The sequence below is a fragment of the Herbidospora sp. RD11066 genome (genome assembly GCF_054661255.1).
On sequence record NZ_BAAGDO010000009.1, the window covers coordinates 38,784 to 58,153 of the forward strand.

General features: G+C 69.8%; 21 protein-coding genes. 4 read left to right on the plus strand and 17 right to left on the minus strand.

The window, feature by feature from the left end; translation table 11 throughout:
* Nucleotides 1-8 precede the first annotated feature (8 nt).
* The 14 genes from ACYQ78_RS29685 to ACYQ78_RS29750 all read right to left on the minus strand — a co-directional run bounded on the left by ACYQ78_RS29685 (nt 9) and on the right by ACYQ78_RS29750 (nt 12,715).
* Nucleotides 9-824: a carbohydrate ABC transporter permease gene (locus ACYQ78_RS29685; RefSeq protein ID WP_459804250.1), complete on the minus strand. Its 816-nt coding sequence runs from the start codon at nt 822-824 to the stop codon at nt 9-11.
* Nucleotides 821-1,753, minus strand: a complete 933-nt coding sequence (locus tag ACYQ78_RS29690; protein WP_459804251.1) for a carbohydrate ABC transporter permease — start codon at nt 1,751-1,753, stop codon at nt 821-823. The genes ACYQ78_RS29685 and ACYQ78_RS29690 overlap by 4 nt, the downstream gene beginning before the upstream one ends.
* Nucleotides 1,750-3,054, minus strand: coding sequence for an extracellular solute-binding protein (locus tag ACYQ78_RS29695; RefSeq protein ID WP_459804252.1), 1,305 nt, complete (start codon nt 3,052-3,054; stop codon nt 1,750-1,752). The genes ACYQ78_RS29690 and ACYQ78_RS29695 overlap by 4 nt, the downstream gene beginning before the upstream one ends.
* Before the next feature lie 89 nt (nt 3,055-3,143).
* On the minus strand, nt 3,144-4,454 hold the full coding sequence (locus tag ACYQ78_RS29700; RefSeq protein ID WP_459804253.1) for a xylulokinase: 1,311 nt from the start codon (nt 4,452-4,454) through the stop codon (nt 3,144-3,146).
* Nucleotides 4,455-4,470: 16 nt separating this feature from the next.
* Nucleotides 4,471-5,514, minus strand: coding sequence for a zinc-dependent alcohol dehydrogenase (locus ACYQ78_RS29705; protein WP_459804254.1), 1,044 nt, complete (start codon nt 5,512-5,514; stop codon nt 4,471-4,473).
* A gap of 17 nt (nt 5,515-5,531) precedes the next feature.
* The gene (locus ACYQ78_RS29710) at nt 5,532-6,305 is read right to left on the minus strand and encodes a class I fructose-bisphosphate aldolase (protein ID WP_459804255.1); all 774 of its coding nucleotides are present in this window, start codon (nt 6,303-6,305) and stop codon (nt 5,532-5,534) included.
* Entirely contained in the window at nt 6,302-7,321 is a 1,020-nt protein-coding gene (locus tag ACYQ78_RS29715) for a zinc-dependent alcohol dehydrogenase (protein ID WP_459804256.1), read from the minus strand. The genes ACYQ78_RS29710 and ACYQ78_RS29715 overlap by 4 nt, the downstream gene beginning before the upstream one ends.
* A 108-nt stretch (nt 7,322-7,429) precedes the next feature.
* Complete coding sequence (locus tag ACYQ78_RS29720; protein ID WP_459804257.1) at nt 7,430-8,383, minus strand: acetylxylan esterase; 954 nt, start codon at nt 8,381-8,383, stop codon at nt 7,430-7,432.
* A gap of 4 nt (nt 8,384-8,387) precedes the next feature.
* Nucleotides 8,388-9,323: an amidohydrolase family protein gene (locus ACYQ78_RS29725; protein ID WP_459804258.1), complete on the minus strand. Its 936-nt coding sequence runs from the start codon at nt 9,321-9,323 to the stop codon at nt 8,388-8,390.
* 2 nt (nt 9,324-9,325) lie between these two features.
* Nucleotides 9,326-9,991 (minus strand): type 1 glutamine amidotransferase domain-containing protein, encoded by a 666-nt coding sequence (locus ACYQ78_RS29730; protein ID WP_459804259.1) that lies wholly within the window; start codon nt 9,989-9,991, stop codon nt 9,326-9,328.
* 8 nt (nt 9,992-9,999) lie between these two features.
* Nucleotides 10,000-11,040, minus strand: coding sequence for a phosphotriesterase family protein (locus ACYQ78_RS29735; protein ID WP_459804260.1), 1,041 nt, complete (start codon nt 11,038-11,040; stop codon nt 10,000-10,002).
* A 6-nt stretch (nt 11,041-11,046) separates the two neighbouring features.
* Nucleotides 11,047-11,472, minus strand: a complete 426-nt coding sequence (locus tag ACYQ78_RS29740) for a DJ-1/PfpI family protein (protein ID WP_459804261.1) — start codon at nt 11,470-11,472, stop codon at nt 11,047-11,049.
* Nucleotides 11,473-11,505: 33 nt separating this feature from the next.
* Nucleotides 11,506-11,952: a GlcG/HbpS family heme-binding protein gene (locus ACYQ78_RS29745; RefSeq protein ID WP_459804262.1), complete on the minus strand. Its 447-nt coding sequence runs from the start codon at nt 11,950-11,952 to the stop codon at nt 11,506-11,508.
* Between the two features lie 10 nt (nt 11,953-11,962).
* Complete coding sequence (locus tag ACYQ78_RS29750) at nt 11,963-12,715, minus strand: SDR family NAD(P)-dependent oxidoreductase (RefSeq protein ID WP_459804263.1); 753 nt, start codon at nt 12,713-12,715, stop codon at nt 11,963-11,965.
* 189 nt (nt 12,716-12,904) lie between these two features.
* Between ACYQ78_RS29750 and ACYQ78_RS29755 the strand changes: the two genes are divergently transcribed.
* The gene (locus ACYQ78_RS29755) at nt 12,905-13,987 is read left to right on the plus strand and encodes a C45 family autoproteolytic acyltransferase/hydolase (RefSeq protein WP_459804264.1); all 1,083 of its coding nucleotides are present in this window, start codon (nt 12,905-12,907) and stop codon (nt 13,985-13,987) included.
* Between the two features lie 17 nt (nt 13,988-14,004).
* Entirely contained in the window at nt 14,005-14,679 is a 675-nt protein-coding gene (locus ACYQ78_RS29760) for a FadR/GntR family transcriptional regulator (RefSeq protein WP_459804265.1), read from the plus strand.
* On the opposite strand, the gene ACYQ78_RS29765 is transcribed toward ACYQ78_RS29760, so the two are convergent.
* Nucleotides 14,666-16,165 (minus strand): serine/threonine-protein kinase, encoded by a 1,500-nt coding sequence (locus ACYQ78_RS29765; RefSeq protein ID WP_459804266.1) that lies wholly within the window; start codon nt 16,163-16,165, stop codon nt 14,666-14,668. The genes ACYQ78_RS29760 and ACYQ78_RS29765 overlap by 14 nt on opposite strands.
* 123 nt (nt 16,166-16,288) lie before the next feature.
* Here ACYQ78_RS29765 and ACYQ78_RS29770 point away from each other — a divergent pair, with 123 nt between their 5' ends.
* Together ACYQ78_RS29770 and ACYQ78_RS29775 are read left to right on the plus strand one after the other, a co-directional pair.
* Nucleotides 16,289-16,780 carry an RNA polymerase sigma factor gene (locus tag ACYQ78_RS29770; RefSeq protein ID WP_459804267.1) on the plus strand — a complete coding sequence of 164 codons (492 nt, stop codon included), beginning with the start codon at nt 16,289-16,291 and terminating at the stop codon, nt 16,778-16,780.
* On the plus strand, nt 16,777-17,718 hold the full coding sequence (locus ACYQ78_RS29775; RefSeq protein WP_459804268.1) for a CU044_5270 family protein: 942 nt from the start codon (nt 16,777-16,779) through the stop codon (nt 17,716-17,718). Before ACYQ78_RS29770 ends, ACYQ78_RS29775 begins: the two co-directional genes overlap by 4 nt.
* On the opposite strand, the gene ACYQ78_RS29780 is transcribed toward ACYQ78_RS29775, so the two are convergent.
* Entirely contained in the window at nt 17,705-18,400 is a 696-nt protein-coding gene (locus ACYQ78_RS29780) for a Clp protease N-terminal domain-containing protein (protein WP_459804269.1), read from the minus strand. The two genes, ACYQ78_RS29775 and ACYQ78_RS29780, sit on opposite strands and share 14 nt — an antisense overlap.
* Nucleotides 18,393-19,367, minus strand: coding sequence for an AraC family transcriptional regulator (locus tag ACYQ78_RS29785; protein ID WP_459804270.1), 975 nt, complete (start codon nt 19,365-19,367; stop codon nt 18,393-18,395). The genes ACYQ78_RS29780 and ACYQ78_RS29785 overlap by 8 nt, the downstream gene beginning before the upstream one ends.
* Between the last annotated feature and the right edge of the window lie 3 nt (nt 19,368-19,370).

Sequence of the window (19,370 nt, forward strand, 5' to 3'; positions counted from 1 at the left end):
ACCCTTTCTCAACCCTTGACCGCGCCCGCGACCATGCCCTGCATGAGGCGCTTCTGGACCAGCAGGAAGAACACGACGACCGGGATCGTGAAGATCACACTGGCCGCCATCACGCCGCCCCAGTCGGAGTAGTAGCTGGAGAAGAACTGCTGCAGCGCGACCGGGAGCGTCTCCCTGGACGACTGCTGCATGTACGTCGCCGAGAACATCAGCTCGTTCCACGACGTGATGAACCCGTAGATCGAACTGGCCGCCAGCCCCGGCCAGACCAGCGGGAACACGACCAGCCGCACGGCCTTCATCCGCGAGGCCCCGTCGACCATCGCCGACTCCTCCAGGGAGACCGGGATGTCCATGAAGAAACTCCGCAGCATGTACGTCGCCAGCCCCACCGTCAGCGCCAGATGCGACAGCACGAGCCCCTGGTACGTACCGAGCAGATCGGTGGTGCGCAGCACCGTGAACAGCGGGATGACCAGCACCGTCTGCGGCAGCATCTGGATCGACAGGATCACGATCAGCAGATAGCGCTTCATCGGGATCTTGAACCGGGCCAGCGCGTAGCCCGCCAGCAGCGCGATCAGCCCGGTGATGAGCGTGGTGGCCCCGGCGACCAGCAGCGAGTTGAGGAACTGGCGCGGGATCGCCCCGGAGAACAGCTCGGTGTAGCGCGACAGGATCGGCTCGTGCGGGATGAACTGCGGCGTCACCGTGAAGATCTCGGTGTCCGGCTTCAGCGACGTGATGATCATCCAGAAGAAGGGGAACAGCGCCACCAGGGAGATGACCACCATCGCCGGATAGACGATCAGCTTCCGGGTCATGTGCCCTCCTTCGACAGCTTCACGTAGATCGCGGTGATCCCGGCCAGCAGCACGAACGTGACGACCGCCATCGCGGCGGCGACCCCCTGGTCGAGCACGGTGAACGCCTGCAGCCAGGTCAGCAGCGACAGCACCTCGGTGCTGTGGCTCGGCCCGCCGGGCGGCGTGGTCATCACCAGGAAGTGGTCGAACGACTGGTAGGCGAAGATCGTCGACATCACGCCGAGGATCGTGAGCAGCGGCTTCATCATGGGCAGCCGCACCCTGATCAGCTGCTGCCAGAAACTCGCGCCGTCGACCCGCGCCGCTTCCAGCACCTCACCGCGCGTGGCGCGCAGCCCGGCCAGCATCGAGATCGCGATGAACGGCACCGAATGCCAGACGACGGCGATCGTGATGGCCACCAGCGAGGCGAACCCGTCGTTGAACCAGGCGTAGCCCTTGAACTGCTCGAACCCGAGGGAGACCAGCAACCAGTTGGCGATGCCGTACTGGTCGTTGAACATCCACTTGAAGATGATGCCGCTGGCCACCCGGGGCATCGCCCAGGGCAGCAGCACGATCACCGTCACGATCCTGGCCACCCACGAACCGGCGTCCAGGACCAGCGCGATCGCCAGGCTGATCAGCAGCGTGCAGACCACGCAGACGACGGCGAAGATCGTGGTGCGCAGGAGCGCGGCCAGGAAGTAGGGGTCGCCGAAGATCTCCGTGTAGTTGTCGACGCCGTTGAAGGCGCCGGTCATCAGGTATTCGCCCTCGTGGAAGGAGAGCCATACGGTCCGGACGATGGGGTAGCCGACCACTCCCAGGATCACGGCCAGGAGCGGGGCGAGCAGCAGGCTGGGGAGTCCGAAGCGGTCCCACCTCAGCCCGGCCCGGGCGGGCGCGGCCGAGTGCCGCGCCCGCCCGGTGGTGGTAGAGGTCATTGCTGTCCGATCGCGGCGTCAATCTGCGAGGCCAGTTCCTTCATGGCCGCTTCGGGCGTCTGCTGCCCGTTCATGATCGCCTGCATCGCGTTGACGATGGCTCCGGTGCCCTCGACCTTGCCCCACGTGGACACGGGCGGGATCGACCGGGTGCTGGGCGCCTGCTCGGCGTAGGCCTTCAGCAGGGGGGTGGAGAACGAACCGCTGGTGCGCTCCTTCTCCAGGGCCTCGACGGTCGCCGGGAGGAGACCGATCTTGGTGGTGACCGGCACGAGGTTGTCGGTCTTCATCAGGAAGTCCACGAAGCTCTTGGCGGTGGCCTTGTTGTCACACCCCTTGAAGATGGCCAGGTTGCTGCCGCCCGCGAAGGTGTCGTTGTTGCCGCCGGGGCCCGCGGGCAGCGGCGCGGTGGCGAGCTGCTGCTCCATCCCGGGGTTCTGCGCGAGGATCGTCTTCAGGTCCCACGAACCGCCGACCATCATGCCGATCTGCCCGAGCGCGAACGCCTTGGACGCGTCGGCGCCCTGCCAGGTGGCCGAGCCCGCCGGGGCCAGCTTGTGCTTGGTCAGCAGGTCGGCGTAGAAGGTGAACGCCGCGACCGCCTCGGGCGAGTCGACCTTGGCCTTCCACGCGCCGCCCTCCTGGGTGGCGATCTCGCCGCCCCAGTTCCAGACCATCGGCAGCCAGTACCACTGGTTGCCGCCGATGATGCCGAAGCCGTTGACGCCGGGGTTGTCCTTCTGGACCTGCGTCGCCGAGCTCAGCACCTCGTCCCAGGTCTTGGGCGCCTGGAGGCCGGCCTTGTCGAACAGGTCCTTGCGGTAGATGAGCGCCCGGACACCGGTGTCGTAGGGCACCGCGTACGAGACGCCGTCGAGCACGGTCGAGTCGATCATGCTCTGGGTGTAGACGCCCTTCATCGCCGCCGGGTCCTGGGCGATCGGTTCGAGGGCCTGGAGACCGGCGAACTCCGGGCTCCACGTGTTGCCGATGAGGGCGACACAGGGCACGGTGCCACCGGCGATGCTGGTCAGGTAGGTCTTGTGCGCGTCGGCGCCGAGGAACCTGAGGTTGACCTTGGTGCCGGGGTGGGCGGTCTCGTAGTCCTTGGCGAGCTGGATGATCGTCGGCTGCTGGGTGGCGCCGATCGGGTCGCCCATCCAGACGTCGATGGCGCCGGTGACCTCACCTGAGGCCGCGGGGGCCTCGTCGTCCCCGCCGCATGCCGAGGCGAGCATGAGTGCGGCCGCCGCCGACGTGGCGGTGATGATCTTCAGTGCGCTTTTCCACGGTCGTTGCATTTCTTCTCCTGGCAATGGCGGTCGCGATAGCGAGGTATGAGCGCCCCCCGAAGTGCGCTGAGATTTCCTTGGGTCGAGCAGCCCGAGGGCTACCGGTGGCGTTCCTCCAGCCGGAGGAACTCCTCGAAGAGCGGGTCATACTTCGTCGCCAGGTGGGGATCGGCGGGCACGGTCCTGGCAGTCCGTGCCCACCGCTCGTGGGAGACCTCTCCGGTCAGAGCTCGGTCGGCGATCATCGCCGTGCCGAGGATCCCGGCCTCGGTCGTCTCGGGGACCGTCAGGTCCCGCTTCAGTACGGCCGCGAGAATCCGCAGCCAGAGGTCACTGCGCGCACCGCCGCCGACCGCGACCAGCTCGTCCGGGCCGTGTTCGTCGAGTGCGGCTCCGGCGATGGCCCGGAGCCAGAAAGCGGTTCCTTCCAGTACGGCTCTCGCCAGATCCGGAGCGCCATGGGCGAGGGTCAGACCGTGCACAGACCCCCTGGCGGCCGGGTCGTGGCCCCGGCCGCGCTCGCCCATCAGGTGGGGCAGGAAGAAGACTCCTCGTGCCCCCGGCGGGACGGACTCCGCCGCCGCGACCGTTTCGGGGGCTCCTTTGCCGGTCAGCCCGCCGATCCAGTCGAGCGCCGACCCCGTCGAGGTCGCGGCGGCGAAACACAGGGGCTCGGTCAGCGCGCGGGCGGCCTCCGGAGAGGCGAAACCCCCGACCGCGCCGGCCGTGCCGAGATAGACGCAGGCCCGCCTGGGCAAGACGGCCTGCGCGCCGAGCAGGGTGGCCATCCAGTCGCCGGTGCCCATGACGACGAGCGTTCCTTCGGGAAGCCCGGTCGCGGCGGCGGCCTCGTGGGTGACGGCCCCGGCGATGTCGGTCGGTTCGCCGATCGGCGGCAGCCGGTCGACGGAGACGCCCGCGTGGGTGGCCACGGCCGGAGACCAGGCGCCGTCGCGGAGGAACCCGGTGCCGCCCGCCTCGTAGCGGTCGGTGGCGACCGCGCCGGTCAGCCGCATCCGCAGGAAGTCCTTGACCGGCAGATACCACCGGGTCAGCGCGGCCAGCGGGTCGTGCCCGGCCCACCACGCCACCCGGTCGGCGGCGCTCGGCCCGGCCGGACGCTGGTCGGGCCACAGCAGCGCGGGCCCCAGAACCTTGCCCTCGTCGGTGACCGGCACGACCGTGTGCATGAAGCCGGAGATCGCGACGGCCTGCACGTTCTCCACCGGCAGCCGGGAGACGCACGACACCAGCGCCTGCCACCACATCTCCGGGTCGGCCTGCGCGGCGGTCGTCTCGGGATGGTCGACCGGCGTGCGCCGTGAGGTCATGGCGACGATGCGGCCCTCGCCGTCGACGACGGCGGCCTTCGCGCCGCTCGACCCCTGGTCGATCGCCAGGACGTGCATGCCGGTCACCCCCCTTCTAGGGCTCGATCAGGACCTTCATCGCCAGCGACCGCTCCTTCTCGTCGGCGGCGGTGAACGCCTCGACGATCCGGTCGAGCGGGAACCGGTGCGTGATCAGCGGATCGGCCGCGACCCCGCCCTCCGCGACCAGCCGCAGCGCCTCGGCGTACGCGCCGGGGCCGTAGCTGTTGGACCAGTGGATGGAGACCTCCCGCACGTAGGCGACGTGCGGTTCGAGGCGCGGCGGGGTCGGATAGACGCCCAGCACGCAGACCGGGGAACCTTCGGCGACCGACTCGACCGCCTGCTGGAGCGTCACGTTCGGGATGGCGACGGCGTCGACGACCAGGTCGGCGCCCTTGCCCTCGGTGAAGTCCTCGATCGCCTGCTTGGCCTCGGCCGCGAAGGCCACTTCGTCGGCGGCGCCCGCTTCGAGCGCCAGGTCGAGGAACTCCTTCGCGGTGCCCGTGAGCAGGACCTTCACCCCGTGGGCGCGCAGCACCTGGCCCATGGTCAGGCCCATGGTGCCGCTGCCCAGGACGACCGCCCGGCTTCCGGCGGGGGTCTTGACCAGGTTGTAGGTGTGCACGCCGCACGCGTAGCAATCGAGGATGGCCCCCGCCGCGAGGGAGACCGAGTCCGGCAACACGTGGACCCGTTCGGCGGGGGCCAGGTCGTACTCGGCGAACCCCTCGCTCGTCACGTGGACGTCGCCGACGTAGCCCCTCCGGCGGCACAGGTGCGACCTGTCGTTCAGGCAGGGCGGGCACTGGCCGCAGGCGATGAGGTGCTTGGGTTCGACGGCGACCCGCTGACCTTGGGTGAGGCCGGTGACGCCGGCGCCGATCGCGGCGATCTCGCCGGCCAGCTCGTGACCGTCGCGGCCGGGCTTGTCGGCGGTGTGCTGCCACGGGCCCTGACCTCGGAAGGCCAGCACGTCGCTGCCGCAGACCCCGGCCGCGCCGACCCGGACCAGCACCTCACCGGGGCCGGGCGCCGGGATCGCCATCTCCTCGATCCGGATGTCCCGGCCGCCGTGGAAGACGGCGGCACGCATCATCTCTCGGGCTCCTTCGCTTACAGGGGGATGTTCAGGTGCTTGGCGGCGACGTCGACGCTCGCGCCGCCGTGGACGATCTCGACCAGGGCCGCGACCATCCGGTCGGGACGCTCGGCCTCGACGATGTTGCGGCCGTAGACGATGCCGCTGGCCCCGGCCTGGATCGCGTCGTGCGCCATCTGGAGCGCGTGCAGCGGGGTCGGCTTCATCGGCCCGCCGAGCGCGAGCACCGGGACCAGGCAGCCCTGGACGACCTCGGCGTAGTCCTCCGGCGTGCCGGCGTATTGGGCCTTCACGAAGTCGGCGCCCGCCTCGGCGGACACCCGCGCGCCGTGGGCGATGTTGGGCAGGGTGTGGGCTTCGAGGGCCTTGAAGCCGATCGGGATCGGCTCGGCCATCACCGGCATTCCCCAGCGGTCGGCCTCGGCGCAGAGTTCGCGCAGCTCACCCATCTTGGTGACCTCGGGGTTGCCCGGGAACACCTTCAGCTCCAGGGCGTCGGCACCCCAGCGGACCGCCTGCTCGACGCCGTACTGGGCCGAGGGGATCTCGCTGTCGAGGGCCAGGATGAGGCCGGTGCCGCCCAGTTCGTCGGCGGCGGCGCGGGCCAGGCCGATGGTGGCCAGGATCGCGTCGACACCTCCGTCGACGATGCGCCTGACCGCTTCGCGGCCCCGCTCAAGGCCGGGGGCGACGCCCTTGGTGATCCCGGCGTCCATGGCGGCGATCACGGCTCGCCCGTCGGGGGCGAAGACGTGGTGCATGCGACGGCGGGGCCAGTGGGTGCTCATGACTCTCCTTCTGCGACGACCAGGGACTTCAGGCCGAGCTGCTGCTTGGTGGTTTCGAACGCCTCGGCGACCGCGTCGAGCGGGAACCGGTGGCTGATCAGCGGGGCGACGTCGACCTGGCCGAAGCGGAGCAGGCGCAGGGCGGTCGCGAAGTCGTTGGGGATGAAGTCGTGGCTGCCGTTGATGGACACCTGGTCGTAGTGCGGCACGTCCGGGTTGAGGGCGAGGTTTCCCTTCGGGTGGGTGCCGGCGAAGAGGTTGACCACGCCGTTCTTGGCGACCAGGCCGAACGCGGCCTCGATGACGGCGGGGATGCCGACCGTGACGACGACGACGTCGGCGCCGCGTCCGTCGGTGAGGTCGAGGACCGCTTCCCGCTGACCGGCCGAGGCGTCGACCACGTCGTGGGCGCCGAGTTCCTGCGCCACCTTCAGCCGGTCGGCCTTCATGTCGGTGACGATGACCCGGCCGCCGCGCGCTTTGGCGACCTGGGTGTGCAGCAGGCCGATCGGCCCGGCGCCGACGACCAGCACGTTCTCGGTGAGGGGCAGCGGCAGGGCGCGGTGGGCGTTGAGCACGCAGGCCAGCGGTTCGGCGAAGCTCGCGGCCTCGAAGCCGACGCCGTCGGCGAGCTTGGTGAGCTGCCGGACCGGCATCACGGTCGCGTCGGCGAAACCGGCGATCGGATATTTGACGAGGTTCTCGCAGAAGTTGGCGGCGCCCCGCGCGCACTGGTGGCAGTGCCCGCACACCCCGCGCCAGTCGACCGCGACCCGGTCGCCGACCTGGAGGTCTCCGGTGTCGCCGCTCCCGAGTTCGGTCACGACACCGGCGATCTCGTGGCCGGGCGTCCACGGGTCGCGCTTGGCGGCCGTGGCGGCGGTGTAGCTGCGGATGTCGCTGGGGCACACCCCCGAGGCGTGAATCCTGATGACGGCCTGGCCTTCGCCCGCGACCGGGTCGGCCACCTCTTCGACGCGCAGGTCGTTGTGGCCGTACAGCAGAGCTGATTTCACGCCGACCCCTTTCTCAGCAGCCGGTCAGGCTGTCTGCTTGTCTGGCAGGTTTGAAATGTTGCCTGGTGTTACAGAGCCGAACAAGGCTCCGTTTGTCACGATTTGGTGTTATTGGAATAGTTCGCGCAGCACGCGGACGGTCCTGAGCTGGTCTTCCGGCCCGCCGCCCTCGTGGTTGTTGTACGGCCAGACCGTCATGTCCTTCGGGCCGTGGTAGGCGTTGAAAGCGGCGTACACGGTCGAGGGCGGGCAGACGCCGTCCATCAGCGCGACCGAGAACGAGCCCCGGCACGTCGCGCGGGCGGCGAAGGCGGTCGCGTCGAAATAGGCGAGCGTGGCGAACGCCCGCTCCCACTTCGTGCGGTGGATCGAGCACCATCGGACGATCTCGGCGTAGGGCTCCCGCTCGGTGATCGCGGTGCCCCGGCGGAACGCCGACAGGAACGGCACGTGCGGGACCGCCCCCGCGACGTCGTCGCGCAGACCGGCCACGACCAGCGACAACGCGCCGCCCTGGGATCTGCCGGTGACGGCCACATCGGCGACGTGTTCGTGCTTTTTGGCTGCGTCGACCGCTCTCACCGCATCCGTGTAGAGGCGGCGGTAGTAGTAGTCGGCCGGATCGAGGATGCCCCGCGTCATGTAGCCGGGCACGGCCGGGCCGGTGGCCGAAGGGTCGCCGGTGTCGCCCGCCCGCCACGAACTGCCCTGACCCCGGGTGTCCATGATGAAGTGACCGAAACCCGACGACACATAGGCCAGGGATTCGATCGGGATGCCGCGCCCGCTGCCGTACCCGAGATATTCGACCGCCGTCGGAACGGGGCCTGACCGGTTCGCGGGCAGCAGCAGCCACGCCTTGATGGGGTCGCCGCCGTAACCGGTGAACGTGACGTCCCAGGTGTCGACGGTGGTCAGACCGGCGTCGTAGGGCTCGAAGGTGACCGTTGGTTCGGGTTGATCTTGGAGCGTCCTGGCCCAGAAGGCGTCGAAGTCGGCCGGTTCCGGCTCCGGGTAGCGGTATTCGCGCAGTTGGGCGAGTGGGAGGTCGAATTGCGGCACGTTCTCACCCCTTCAGGGTCGGGAAGAGCCGGGCGGGATTGCCGGTGGCCACGGTGGTCAGGTCGCCGCCCAGCATCTCGGCGGCCTCCGCGAGACACGACCGGAAGGTGTTCGCGTCGACGAACGGGAAGTCCGAGCCGATCAGGAACCGTTCCGGACCGGCCAGCTCCAGCGCCGAACCGAGCGCGTAGGGGGTGGTCGCGAGGGCGAAGTCGTAGTGGAACCGTCGCAGCGCCCGGTAGATGCCGCCTTCGCCGACCTGCTGCAACTCCGGCAGCGGTTCGGCGATGGCGAGGCGTCCGGCCAGGTAGGGGGCGGTGCCGCCGCAGTGGGAGAAGATCCACGTGATGCCGGGATAGCGGTCGTGGGCGCCGTTCAAGGTCAGGTTGACGATGGCGCGGGTGGTGTCGAAGACGTACTCGATCAGTGAGGGCCGCAGGTCGATCTCGGCGGCCGGATAGTGGACCGGCAGCTGGGGGTGGACGTGCACCACCGCCTCCCGCCGGTCCAGCTCCGCCAGCACCGGCTCGAAGGCCGGGTCGCCGAGATACCGTCCCGCGTAGTTGGTCAGCAGCCCGACCCCCACGAACGCGTCGTGGTCGGCCCACCGCTCGATCGCGTGCAGCGCGTCGCCCACCGACGGCAGCGGCACGGCCACGAACGCTCGGAACCTCTCCGGATGGTCCGCGACCGTCTTCGCCAGGTCGGCGTTGGTCTGTTCGCACAGCTCACGGGCGAGCGGCTGGTCGTCGTCGAAGAAGAACCCGGGCGACCCGGCCGACAGGACGGCCAGGTCGATGTCCAGGTCGTTCATCATCGCCAGCGAGGCGCCGACCGACCATTCCGGCAGGCCGATGCCCGGCTGCGCCCCGATCCCCAGACCGCTGAGGACCTCGGCGTACGCCGGGAAGATCGCGTGGTGGTGGACGTCGACGCGCATGGCTAGGAGTCGAGGACCGCGTAGGCCCGGTAGTTGGACGAGCCGGGGCCCGCCGCGCGGTTCTTCATGATCGCCGTGGCGGTGTAGGCGGGGGAGGAGTTCGGCGGGGACGCGAGCTCGGGCAGCGGGCCGCCCTTGGCGGGTTCCCGTGCTTCGAGGGCGTCCTTGATCGCCGCGCAGAACTCCGGCAGGTCGTTGGGCAGGCGCGAGGTGATGAGGTTGCCGTCCACCACGACCGGTTCGTCCTTGAAGTTCGCGCCGGCGTTGATGACGTCGTCCTTGATGGTCGCCACGCACGTCGCGTCGCGTCCGGCCACGATCCCGGCGGTGGCCAGCATCCAGCCCGCGTGACAGATGGCCGCCACGACCAGGTTCTTCGCGTCGGCGTCCCGGACGAGCTTGACCATCTCGGGGTTGCGCCGCAGGTACTCGGGCGAGAAGCCGCCCGGGATGATCACGGCGTCGACCGAGTCGAGATCGATGTCCGACGGGATCAGGTCGGCGCGGGCGGGGTAGCCGATCTTGCTGGCGTACACCTCTTCCGTCGATGGACCGACGACCCGCACCTGCGCGCCGTCCTCGCGGAAGCGCAGGACCGGATACCAGAGCTCCAGCTCCTGGTAGAGGTTTTCGACCAGCACGACGATCCGTGCCTGTGAGAGTTCCACGATGTTCCTCAGACCTTGATGGAGAAGATGCGGCTGGCGTTGTCGCGGGTGATCGCGTCGATCTGATCGTCGGTCACGCCCTTGCTCTTCAGGCGCGGGATGAACGAGGTCCACATGTAACCGAGGTCGACGCGCTCGTTGGCGAGCTGCGGGTCCGACTCCGTCACGTCGGAGCGGGGGTTGTAGAACCAGCGGTCGTAGGAGAGCACGAGCTGGCTCGTGTACCCCTCCTTGATCAGGCCGACGAACGCCTCGGCCATGCGCTCGTCGAGTTCTTCGACGGTGTCGACCCGCCACGGGATGCCGATGTGGTCGAGCTGGAGGTTGGCGCCCCGGTCGAGGATCTCGTGCAGCTGACCCTCGTTCGGCTCGACGAAGGCGTGCCCGATGATGACCTTCGCCGGGTCGGCGCCCTCCTCTTCGAGGATGTCGAGCTGCTCGATGCCGGGGTTGGTGACGCGGTAGTCCATCGGGTCGGTGTGCGTGTTGATCGCGCAGCCGACGATGCGCGAGGCCCGCCCGGCGGCCCTGATCACCTTGTCCTCGACCTCGTGGATGCGGCGGCCGTTCGGCCCGATCGGGCTCGGCAGCGGCGTGACGCTCTCCTGCCCGGTGGCGATCTTGATGGCGCCCGCCTTGTACGGCGTCTGCTGCCACGCGAAGACCATGCCCTCGGTCAGGTCCTTCACGAAGAAGTCGGTCAGCTCCTCGACGGTCTGCCGTCGCCAGTAGTAAGGGACGCCCATGCGCTCGGGGAAGAAGCCGGTGATCGCGATGACGTTCATGCCGGTCCGGCGGGCGACCTCGGCCATCAGCTCGGGGTGGCGGCCGACCTCCGGCGGGGTCATGTCGACCAGCGTGCCGAAGCCCCAGTCCTTCATGCCGTCGGCGACCTGCTTGGCGATGAACGCGACGTTGTTCTCGTAGTCGAGCACGGTCCGGTGGTCGAGCTCGGCGCCCGGGTAGCCGTAGAGGAGGTGCTCGTGGGTGAGGAACCGGCCTGACGTCTCCGGCGAGACGTCGCCCAGAACGGTCCTGAAGACTTCCATCGGTGGTCAGACTCCTCTGCGAAGGGTGGCGAAGAACTCGGCGAGGTCGTTGGTGCCTTCGACGGCGACGACCCGCTCGGCGTCGTCTCCGATGGCTTTCGCGATCACGGAGGCGCCGTTGCCGACGGAGGCGACGTGCCCTCCGGCCGCGTGTACGGCCGTGACCAGGGCGATCTGCTCGCCGGTCGGTGCGGGCAGGTCCCACGGGGCGACCCCCGGGGCGATGATCACCGCGACGGAGGCGGGGTCGAGGTCGGCGGCGTCGGTGTCGGGGATGACGGGGTAGCCGAGGATGCTCTCCGCACCCTGCGCTGCGGCCACGATGTGCACGGTCGCGCCCTCCTCGCGGCTGCGCAGCACCGGATACCAGAAGTCGAGCTCCTGATAGCCGGGGTACGCGAGGACCACGACCTTCTGCTGGGCCAGCGACATTGAGACTCCATGTCTGTTTTGTCCGGGTGGAGATTATTCGGCGGGATGGGATGAGGCAAAAGAGTCGAGGACGTCGGCACAGGCCCGCAGCGCGGCGAGCGCCACCCCGTTGTCGACGTGCGGCGCGGCGCCGCTGACGCCGATCGCGCCGATCAGCTCGCCGTCGGACCGCAACGGGAACCCGCCGGCGATGACGACGATGCGCCCCGCGAGCGCCGAGGTCAGACCCCAGTCGGCCGCGCCGGGCTTGGTGACCTCACCCCAGGCGTCGGTGGGCGCGTTGAACGCGGCGGCGGTGAACGCCTTGTCGATGGCCAAGACGAGGGCGACGCGCGAGGCGCCGTCCATCCGGGTGGCAAGGATCAGCTCGCCGTGGCGGTCGGTGATGGCGATGGCCATGGGTTTCTCGGCCGCCGCCTGGGCGGCGAGAGTGAGTCGCTGGGCCAGTTCGAGGGTGACGACGGATTCGGCGCGGATCATGTGTGTGGCCTTACGAGGCGAGGAGGCCGCCGTCGACGACGACGGCCTGGCCGGTCAGGTAGCGGGAACCGGGGGAGACGAGGAACTCGATGACGGCGGCGACGTCGTCCGGAATCCCCTGGCCGCCGAGGGGGATGCGCGACTCCAGATTCGTGAGTGTCCGGTCGTCCTTGCCGCCGACGCGCTTCCAGTAAGGGTCGTTGAACGGGGTGTCGATCCAGCCGGGGCACACGCAGGTGACGCAGATGCCGTCGGGGCCCATTGCGACGGCGAGTGACCTGGTCAGCGCGACGAGACCGCCCTTGGAGGCCGCGTACGCGAAACTTCCGCCGCCGCCGCGGAAGGCGGCGGTCGAGCCGGTGAGCACCACCCGGCCGTGTGGTGAGTCCTTCAAAAAAGGAGCTGCGGCCTGGGTGGTCAGGAACGGGGCGCGGAGGTTGAGGGCCATCGTCCGGTCCCATTCGGACGCGGAGAAATTTGCCAATTCGGTCTCGACGAGGAGGCCCGCGCAGAAGACGATGGCATCAAGGCGGCCGTGCGCGTCCACCGCGTCGGCGACCGCCTGGGCGGGTCCGTCGGCCGTGGCCAGGTCGACATGGCTCGCCGTCCCCGAACCGGGGTGGGTGTCCAGGGCCTTCACGACCTCGGCGGCGCCCGCCGCGTCGATGTCGGCCACGTGCACGTCGGCGCCGGCCGCGCGCAGCCGGGCCGCGGTGGCGGCCCCGATGCCGCTCGCGCCACCGGCTATCAGCACAGATGTCACCACAACTCCAACCTGTAGGGCTGCCTGACATCATGAACCTGTGTTTTGAGTTCTGGCAAGGCGTTATGCCCGAAAAAGCCGCTAGTTGACACTTTTGGACGTGCACTCCCACAATCAACATGTCTGACAGCCAGGCACCCTGGACGGTGTCAGGCCTCATGTGAGGGAGCGGCCTGTTCCATGCACCCGATGTACCCCGTGGTCCGGGTAGCCGGGCCACCCGCCGAACGCGGCAAGCAGTACGGCACGCTGGCCCGCACCCGGATCCACCGTTCGATCACCGCCTACCAGCGGGTCTTCGAGCACTACGCCGGATGGGACTGGGCCACCGTGCGCGCGCACGCGGCCGGCTACCGCGACGTCGTCGGCGACTTCGCGCCGTCGTCGCTGACCGAGATGCGGGGCATCGCCGAAGGCGCGGGGGTCGACGTGGAGGAGATCCTCGCCCTCAACACCCGCAGCGAGATCATGTTCCACGCGGGCAACAAGGACATCCCGCACGAGTGCACGTCACTGACGCTGCTGCCCGACCGCTCGGCCACCGGCACCACGCTCATCGCGCAGAACTGGGACTGGCTGCTCCACTCGATGGACACCGCGATGCTCCTCGAGGTGACCCGCGACGACGGCCCGTCGTTCATCACGCTCGTCGAGGCCGGGCTGCTCGCCAAGGTCGGCATGAACGACGCAGGCGTCGGACTGTGCACGAACACGCTGGTCAGCGATGGCGACGAGGGCCGGTTGGGGGTGCCCTACCACGTGCTGCTGCGGGCCGCCCTCGACAGCAGGTCTGGCGCCGAGGCCGCCCAGACGATCATCGGCGCCGAGCGCGCCCTGTCGGCCAACTACCTGCTCGCCGACGACACCGGCTTCGCGGCCGACCTCGAAACGGCCCCCCGCGCCGACGGGGTGAGGGTACTGACACCGGAAGACGGCCAGATCACCCACTCCAACCACTTCCGATCGACGGACCTGACAGGCGAGGATCTGTACGCGCGCCGCAAGCCCCACACGTACACGCGGCTGCGCAACGTCACCGAGAGCCTGAACGACCGGTCCGGCCTGTCGGTCGACGACCTCAAGAAGGTGCTCGCCGACCATCGGGACCTCCCGTCGAGCGTCTGCCAGCACCCGAACGAGGACATGCACGAACGTGAGCGAACCGCGACGATCGCCGGTGTGATCATGGACGTGTCCGGCCGTACGATGCATATCGCCGCGGGGCGACCCTGCGTGGCACGGTGGGAGACGAGAACTCTGGCGCCCAGATGAAGAAGGACCTGCCTGTAATGAAGGTTGTCCCCGTCGAGCAGAAGAGCGCGGCGGAACACGTCCGCACGCAGCTCATCGAACTGATCGAGTCGCGCCACTTCGCGGTCGACGACCGCCTCCCCTCAGAGGCGGAGCTCGCGTCGTCGTTCGGGGTCAGCCGCTCGGTCATCAGGGAGGCCCTGCACAGCCTGAACGCGTTGGGGCTGACCAAGTCGTACGCGGGGAAGGGCACCTTCGTCGCCGCGACCCGCGTCCAGTCGCACCTGCTCAGCGGGCAGTACCTCCCGTCGCAGCTCAACGAGGTGCGGCGCTACCTGGAGGTCCCGGCGGCCCGGCTGGCGGCCGAACGCCGCACCCCGGAGGACCTCGACGGCCTCGCCGAACTGGTCGCCGCCTTCGAGGTGAACGACGACCCGGCCGAGCGCAACAAGATCGACGCCCTGTTCCACATCGCGATCGCGCAGGCCACCGGCAACCCGCTGTTCTCCCGGCTGGTCGAAGACCTGCGTGCCGTCCTCCAGGACCAGGCGCTGGCGGTGAGCGCCTCCCCGGGCCGGGCGGCCCAGGCGAGGGCCGAGCACCGCGCCATCTTCGAGGCCATCAAGGAGGGCGACGCCGAGATGGCCGCGCTGGCCATGCGCCGCCACCTCCAGGCCGTCGTCAACACCTCGGCCGCGCTCACGGACTCCTGAAGTCGGTGTACGTCGACCGGAACGTCGTCGTGTACAGCCCCGCGTCGCCGAGCGGCCGGCCGAAGTCGAGCTTGAAGGACACCGGCCGGTTCTCCTCGTCGATCGTCAGCGTGTAGGTGACGATCGACCGGTCGAGGGCGTCTCCGGCGTATTCGAGGAGCAGCAGCTTCAGCGTGTCCCCGGTCAGGTTCGCCGGGACGATCCCCCGGTAGACCCGCCCGTCGCGCTCGAACGTCACGTTGGCCTGCACGACGAGCGACCGGATCACGGTCAGTCCGGCCGTCGCCATGACCAGGATCGGCGGCTCGTTGGCCCCGTCGCCGAACTCCCCGAGCGACGCGCCCGACTCCATCACCGTGCGGTCCCTGATTGTGTAGCGCTTCGTCTTCTCGCTGCCGTAGGTGATGTCGGCGACGAAGTCGTCGTGCGGCAGCTCGGACGCCCCGGTGACGGTCACGGTGCCCGCCGACGTCGTGAAGGTGTCGCCCTCGCCCATCCCGCCCTCGCCGGCGAAGGTGGCGGTCGGCGTCTTCCGGTAGACCTCCGACAGCATCGCCGCGAGCTCGGCCTGCGTCTCGGGCGGCCGGTCGCCTCGCGGCCAGAAGAAGAACCCGGCGACCAGCGCCGCGACGACCAGCGCCGCCACCCCTGCCCACGGAACGCGCCGCCGCGTCACCGGCCGGGTGGCCTCGGCCTGACCCGACGCCAGAACCTTGAGGTCGTCTTCGTCGTCGTGCCCGAGGAGGGTGAGCAGCACCTCCTTCGAGGTGGGCCGCTCGGCCGGCGCCTTGGCGAGGCAGCGGCGTACCAGAGGAAGCAACGCCGGGGGCACCCCGGTCAGGTCGGGCTCGGAGTGCAGCACCCGGTAGGCCACCGCCGCGATGCTGTCCCCGCCGAACGGCACTCGCCCGGTCGCGGCGAACACGATCGTCGCGCCCCACGCGAACACGTCGGCGGCGGCGGTGACCCGCTCCCCGGAGTACTGCTCCGGGGCCATGTAGGGCGGACTGCCGATCGCGCGCCCGGTCGTCTCGCTGTGGACCAGCCGGGAGATCCCGAAATCGATCACCCGGGGCCCGTCGGGAGCCAGCAGCACGTTGCCCGGCTTGAAGTCCCGATGGATCACCCCCGCCCGATGGATCGCCACCAGCGCCGTGGCGGTCCCGATGGCGACCCGCTGTAACTCCGCGCCCCGGCGCGGCGGCACCCGATCGAGCGGCGTCCCCGCGACGTACTCACTGACGATGTATGCCGGATCGTGATCGAGCACCACATCGATGATCCGCGCGGTGCAGAACCCCGCGACCTGCCGGGTGGAGTTCACCTCCCGGATCACCGCATCGTCCCCACCCCGCCGCAACACCTTGATCGCGACCGGCTCTCCACCCCATTCGGCCAGGTAGACGACCCCCTGACCACCTTCCCCGAGCCGAGAAACCACCATGTAGGGCCCGATCGACCGGGGATCCCCGGCCCGCAATGCCATAGTCACAACCCCATTGGACGTCATCACACCCCGCGCGGTTGGGTCTTGTGACGGATTGGCCCGCTCGCGTAAGAAGACGGCCGGATCACTCGCTTCCCTGTGCAGGCAGGCGAAGGAGGACACATGGCCGACCCCGAGGGGCGGTTCACCGAACTCTACGAGGGGCTCTATCCACGGGTGCACGCCTACGCCGTGACCAGGGTCGGGCGCGGCCTGGCCGAGGAGGTCGCGCACGAGACCTTCCTGGTGGCGTGGCGGAAGTTCGACCGGTTACCCGACCGGCCGCTCCCTTGGCTGCTGGGGGTGGCGCGGAACGTGGTGCGGGAGACGTACCGGGAAGAGGTGCGCCGCAGGGCGCTGGAAGAGGAGATGGCGCGCTGGGTGCGCGCCGAGGAGGACGTCGCCGACGGGGTGACCGAACGCGCGGCGGTGCTGCGCGGGCTCGCCGGCCTGAGCGACGGCGACCGTGAGCTGCTGACACTGGTGGCGTGGCAGGGGCTGACACCGGCGGAGGCCGCCGAGGTGCTCGGCTGCACCACGGCGACCTACTTCGTGAAACTCCACCGGGCACGCCGACGCCTGGAGAAGGCGCTACCGAAGGAGCGGGTGCGATGACGGACGTGCTGAAACTGCTGACCGAGGCCCGCCCGGCCGCGCTCGACCCCGGACGGATTCCGGAGTTCACCGCTCCCCGGGCGAGGGCCCGGCGGTGGCCACTGGCGGTGGCCCTCTTCGCCGTCGCGGCGGCCACAGTGGTGCTGGTGCCGGATCGTCCCGAGCCGGGCCCGGCACGGGCGGTCCTGATGGCCGCCGCCGAGACGGCCGAGAAGTCACCGCCGGGGAACGGCCGCTACTGGTATGCCAAAAGCGAGAACTGGCAGGTGGGAGGGGTCGGCGTCTGCCGGCATGAGGTCTGGGCGGCCGGCCGGCCCCAGGACCGCAGCTGGTGGATGGTGCGCACCTGGATGCGGGTGCCCAACCCCCGTCCCCATGGGTTCGCGTGGATCTGTCCCCAGGGAAGGCGCTGGTCGGGGACTCATGAGGCCGGACCTCAGGCCTTCGAGATCAAGGCTGGCATCCACACTCTGGGGGGTTCCGTCTGGCCCGTGGAGAACGGCGGGGCCGTCTCCGCCGCCGATCTCCAGGATCTGCCCACCGACCCCGGCGACCTGCGGGACACCCTGGGCGGATGGACCGACGGATCCGACGAGGCCGTGTTCGCCCAGGCTTCCGACATCCTCATGTATCTGCCCGCGAGTGCCGGTGCGCGCGCCGGACTGTTCCGCATGCTGGCCGACATGCCCGGTGTGCAGGCGCTCGGGCGGATGACCGACCCGCTCGGCCGCCCGGCGACCGTGGTCGCCGAGTCCTCCTGCCACGACGCCGGATGTGAGGTGACCCAGGTCATGTTCGACGAGGACTCCGCGGGGCTGCTCGCCATCCGGACCCTCGTCGGGCCGAAGGGGGAGGAGCGGCTGCGGCAGTGGTCGGCGCTCACCAGGTCGGGGTGGACGGATCAGGCGCCCGACCTCGACGGCGTCACTTTCCCGTGAAGCCTCTGAGGAAGGCGGTCACCGCCTCCTCGAAGCGTTCCTTGGTCACCCCGAGGTCGCCGAGCACCGGGTTCTCGACCTGGAGGAGGGCGAGGACCATGTGTTCGGTGCCGATGTAGTTGTGGCCCATGCGCAGGGCCTCGTTGAACGTGAGTTCCAGGAGGCGCTTGTTGTCCTCGCCGAGTTCGCTGTTGGCGGTCAGCGCCTCGGCGGTTTCGGGCAGGGCGGCGGTCGCGGCGTCCCGGGCGGCGGCGAGGTCGACGCCGAGGTTGACCACGGCGCGCGTCGCCAGCCCGTCGGCGTCGAGGAGGATGGCGGCGAGCAGGTGGTTCTGGCCCGCCTCGGGGTGGCCCGACTCCTTCGCGATGCGCTGGGCCTCGAAGATGGCCTGCTTGGCGCGCATCGTGAAGCGGGAGAACTGCTGCTGCGGGTCGTCGAGCTTGGGGACGAACCGCTTCTGGGCGGCCTGTTTGGTGACGCCCATGCTGCGGCCGATGTCGGTCCAGGAGGCGCCCGACTTGCGGGCCTGGTCGACGAAGTGGCCGATGAGGCTGTCGGCGACGTCGCTCATGTGCTCGGCCATGAGCACGGCGCCGGAGAGCTGTTCGAGCACGTTGGGGTTGGCGGACTTGATCCCGGCGATGAGATCGTCCAGCCGGACCACTGGAGAGGAATCACTCATGCGTCAACAGTAGGTTGACGCCTCCTGGATCGTCAACCCTCTGTTGACGGTGATGGCTGGGGGAGACGCCGCGGACGCGTTTGAAGGCGACGCTCAGCGCGAACGCGTTGGCGTAGCCGACCTGGCGGGCCACCGAGTCGATCGTGCTGTCGGAGCGGCGGAGCAGGTCGGCGGCCAGGGTGATGCGCCAGCCGGTCAGGTAGGTCAGAGGCGGCTCGCCCACGAGGTCGGCGAAGCGGCGGGCGAAGGTCGCCCGGGAGGCGCCCACCTTCCCGGCCATCGAGGCGACCGTCCACGGATGGGCCGGCGCGTCGTGGATCAGGCGCAGCGCGGGGCCGATCAGCGGGTCGCTCTGCGCCCTGTACCAGCCCGGCGCCCGCGCCTCGGGGCGGGCGAACCAGGCGCGCAGGGTCGCGATCAGCGCCAGGTCGAGGAGGCGGTCGAGGACGATCTGCTGGCCCGGACCCTCGCCGCTGACCTCCTCCGCGAGCAGGTCCATGATCGGGGACGGCAGGTCGGACCGGCGCACCACCACGATCTCCGGGAGCGCGTTCAGCAGCCGGTCGCCGATCTCGCCGTCGACCTGGTAGGTGCCGCTCGCCACGGTCGTCGACCCGTCGGGGGAGACCCCGCTGGTGTTGGGCGCGAGGCGCAGGCCCTCGGTGACGTCGACGCCGTCGAGTGTCGTCAGCCGGTTGCCCGGACCGACGACGATGTCGGGTGCGGTCGTCGGGTCGTCGCCGACGGTGTAGGGGGCGGGGCCCTTGACGATGGCGACGTCACCGGTGTTGAGCAGCACCGGCTCGCCGTGGTCGGGGACGATCCAGGCGTGCCCGCGCAGGGCGGAGGCGAGGGCGAGCCTGGCGCCGTCGGCGATGCGCAGGGCCCACGGCGGCTGGAGGATCGCCTTGCAGAAGGCCGCGCTGTGGGCGCGTACGCCCTGGAGGAGGTCGGCTAAGGGGTCCACATC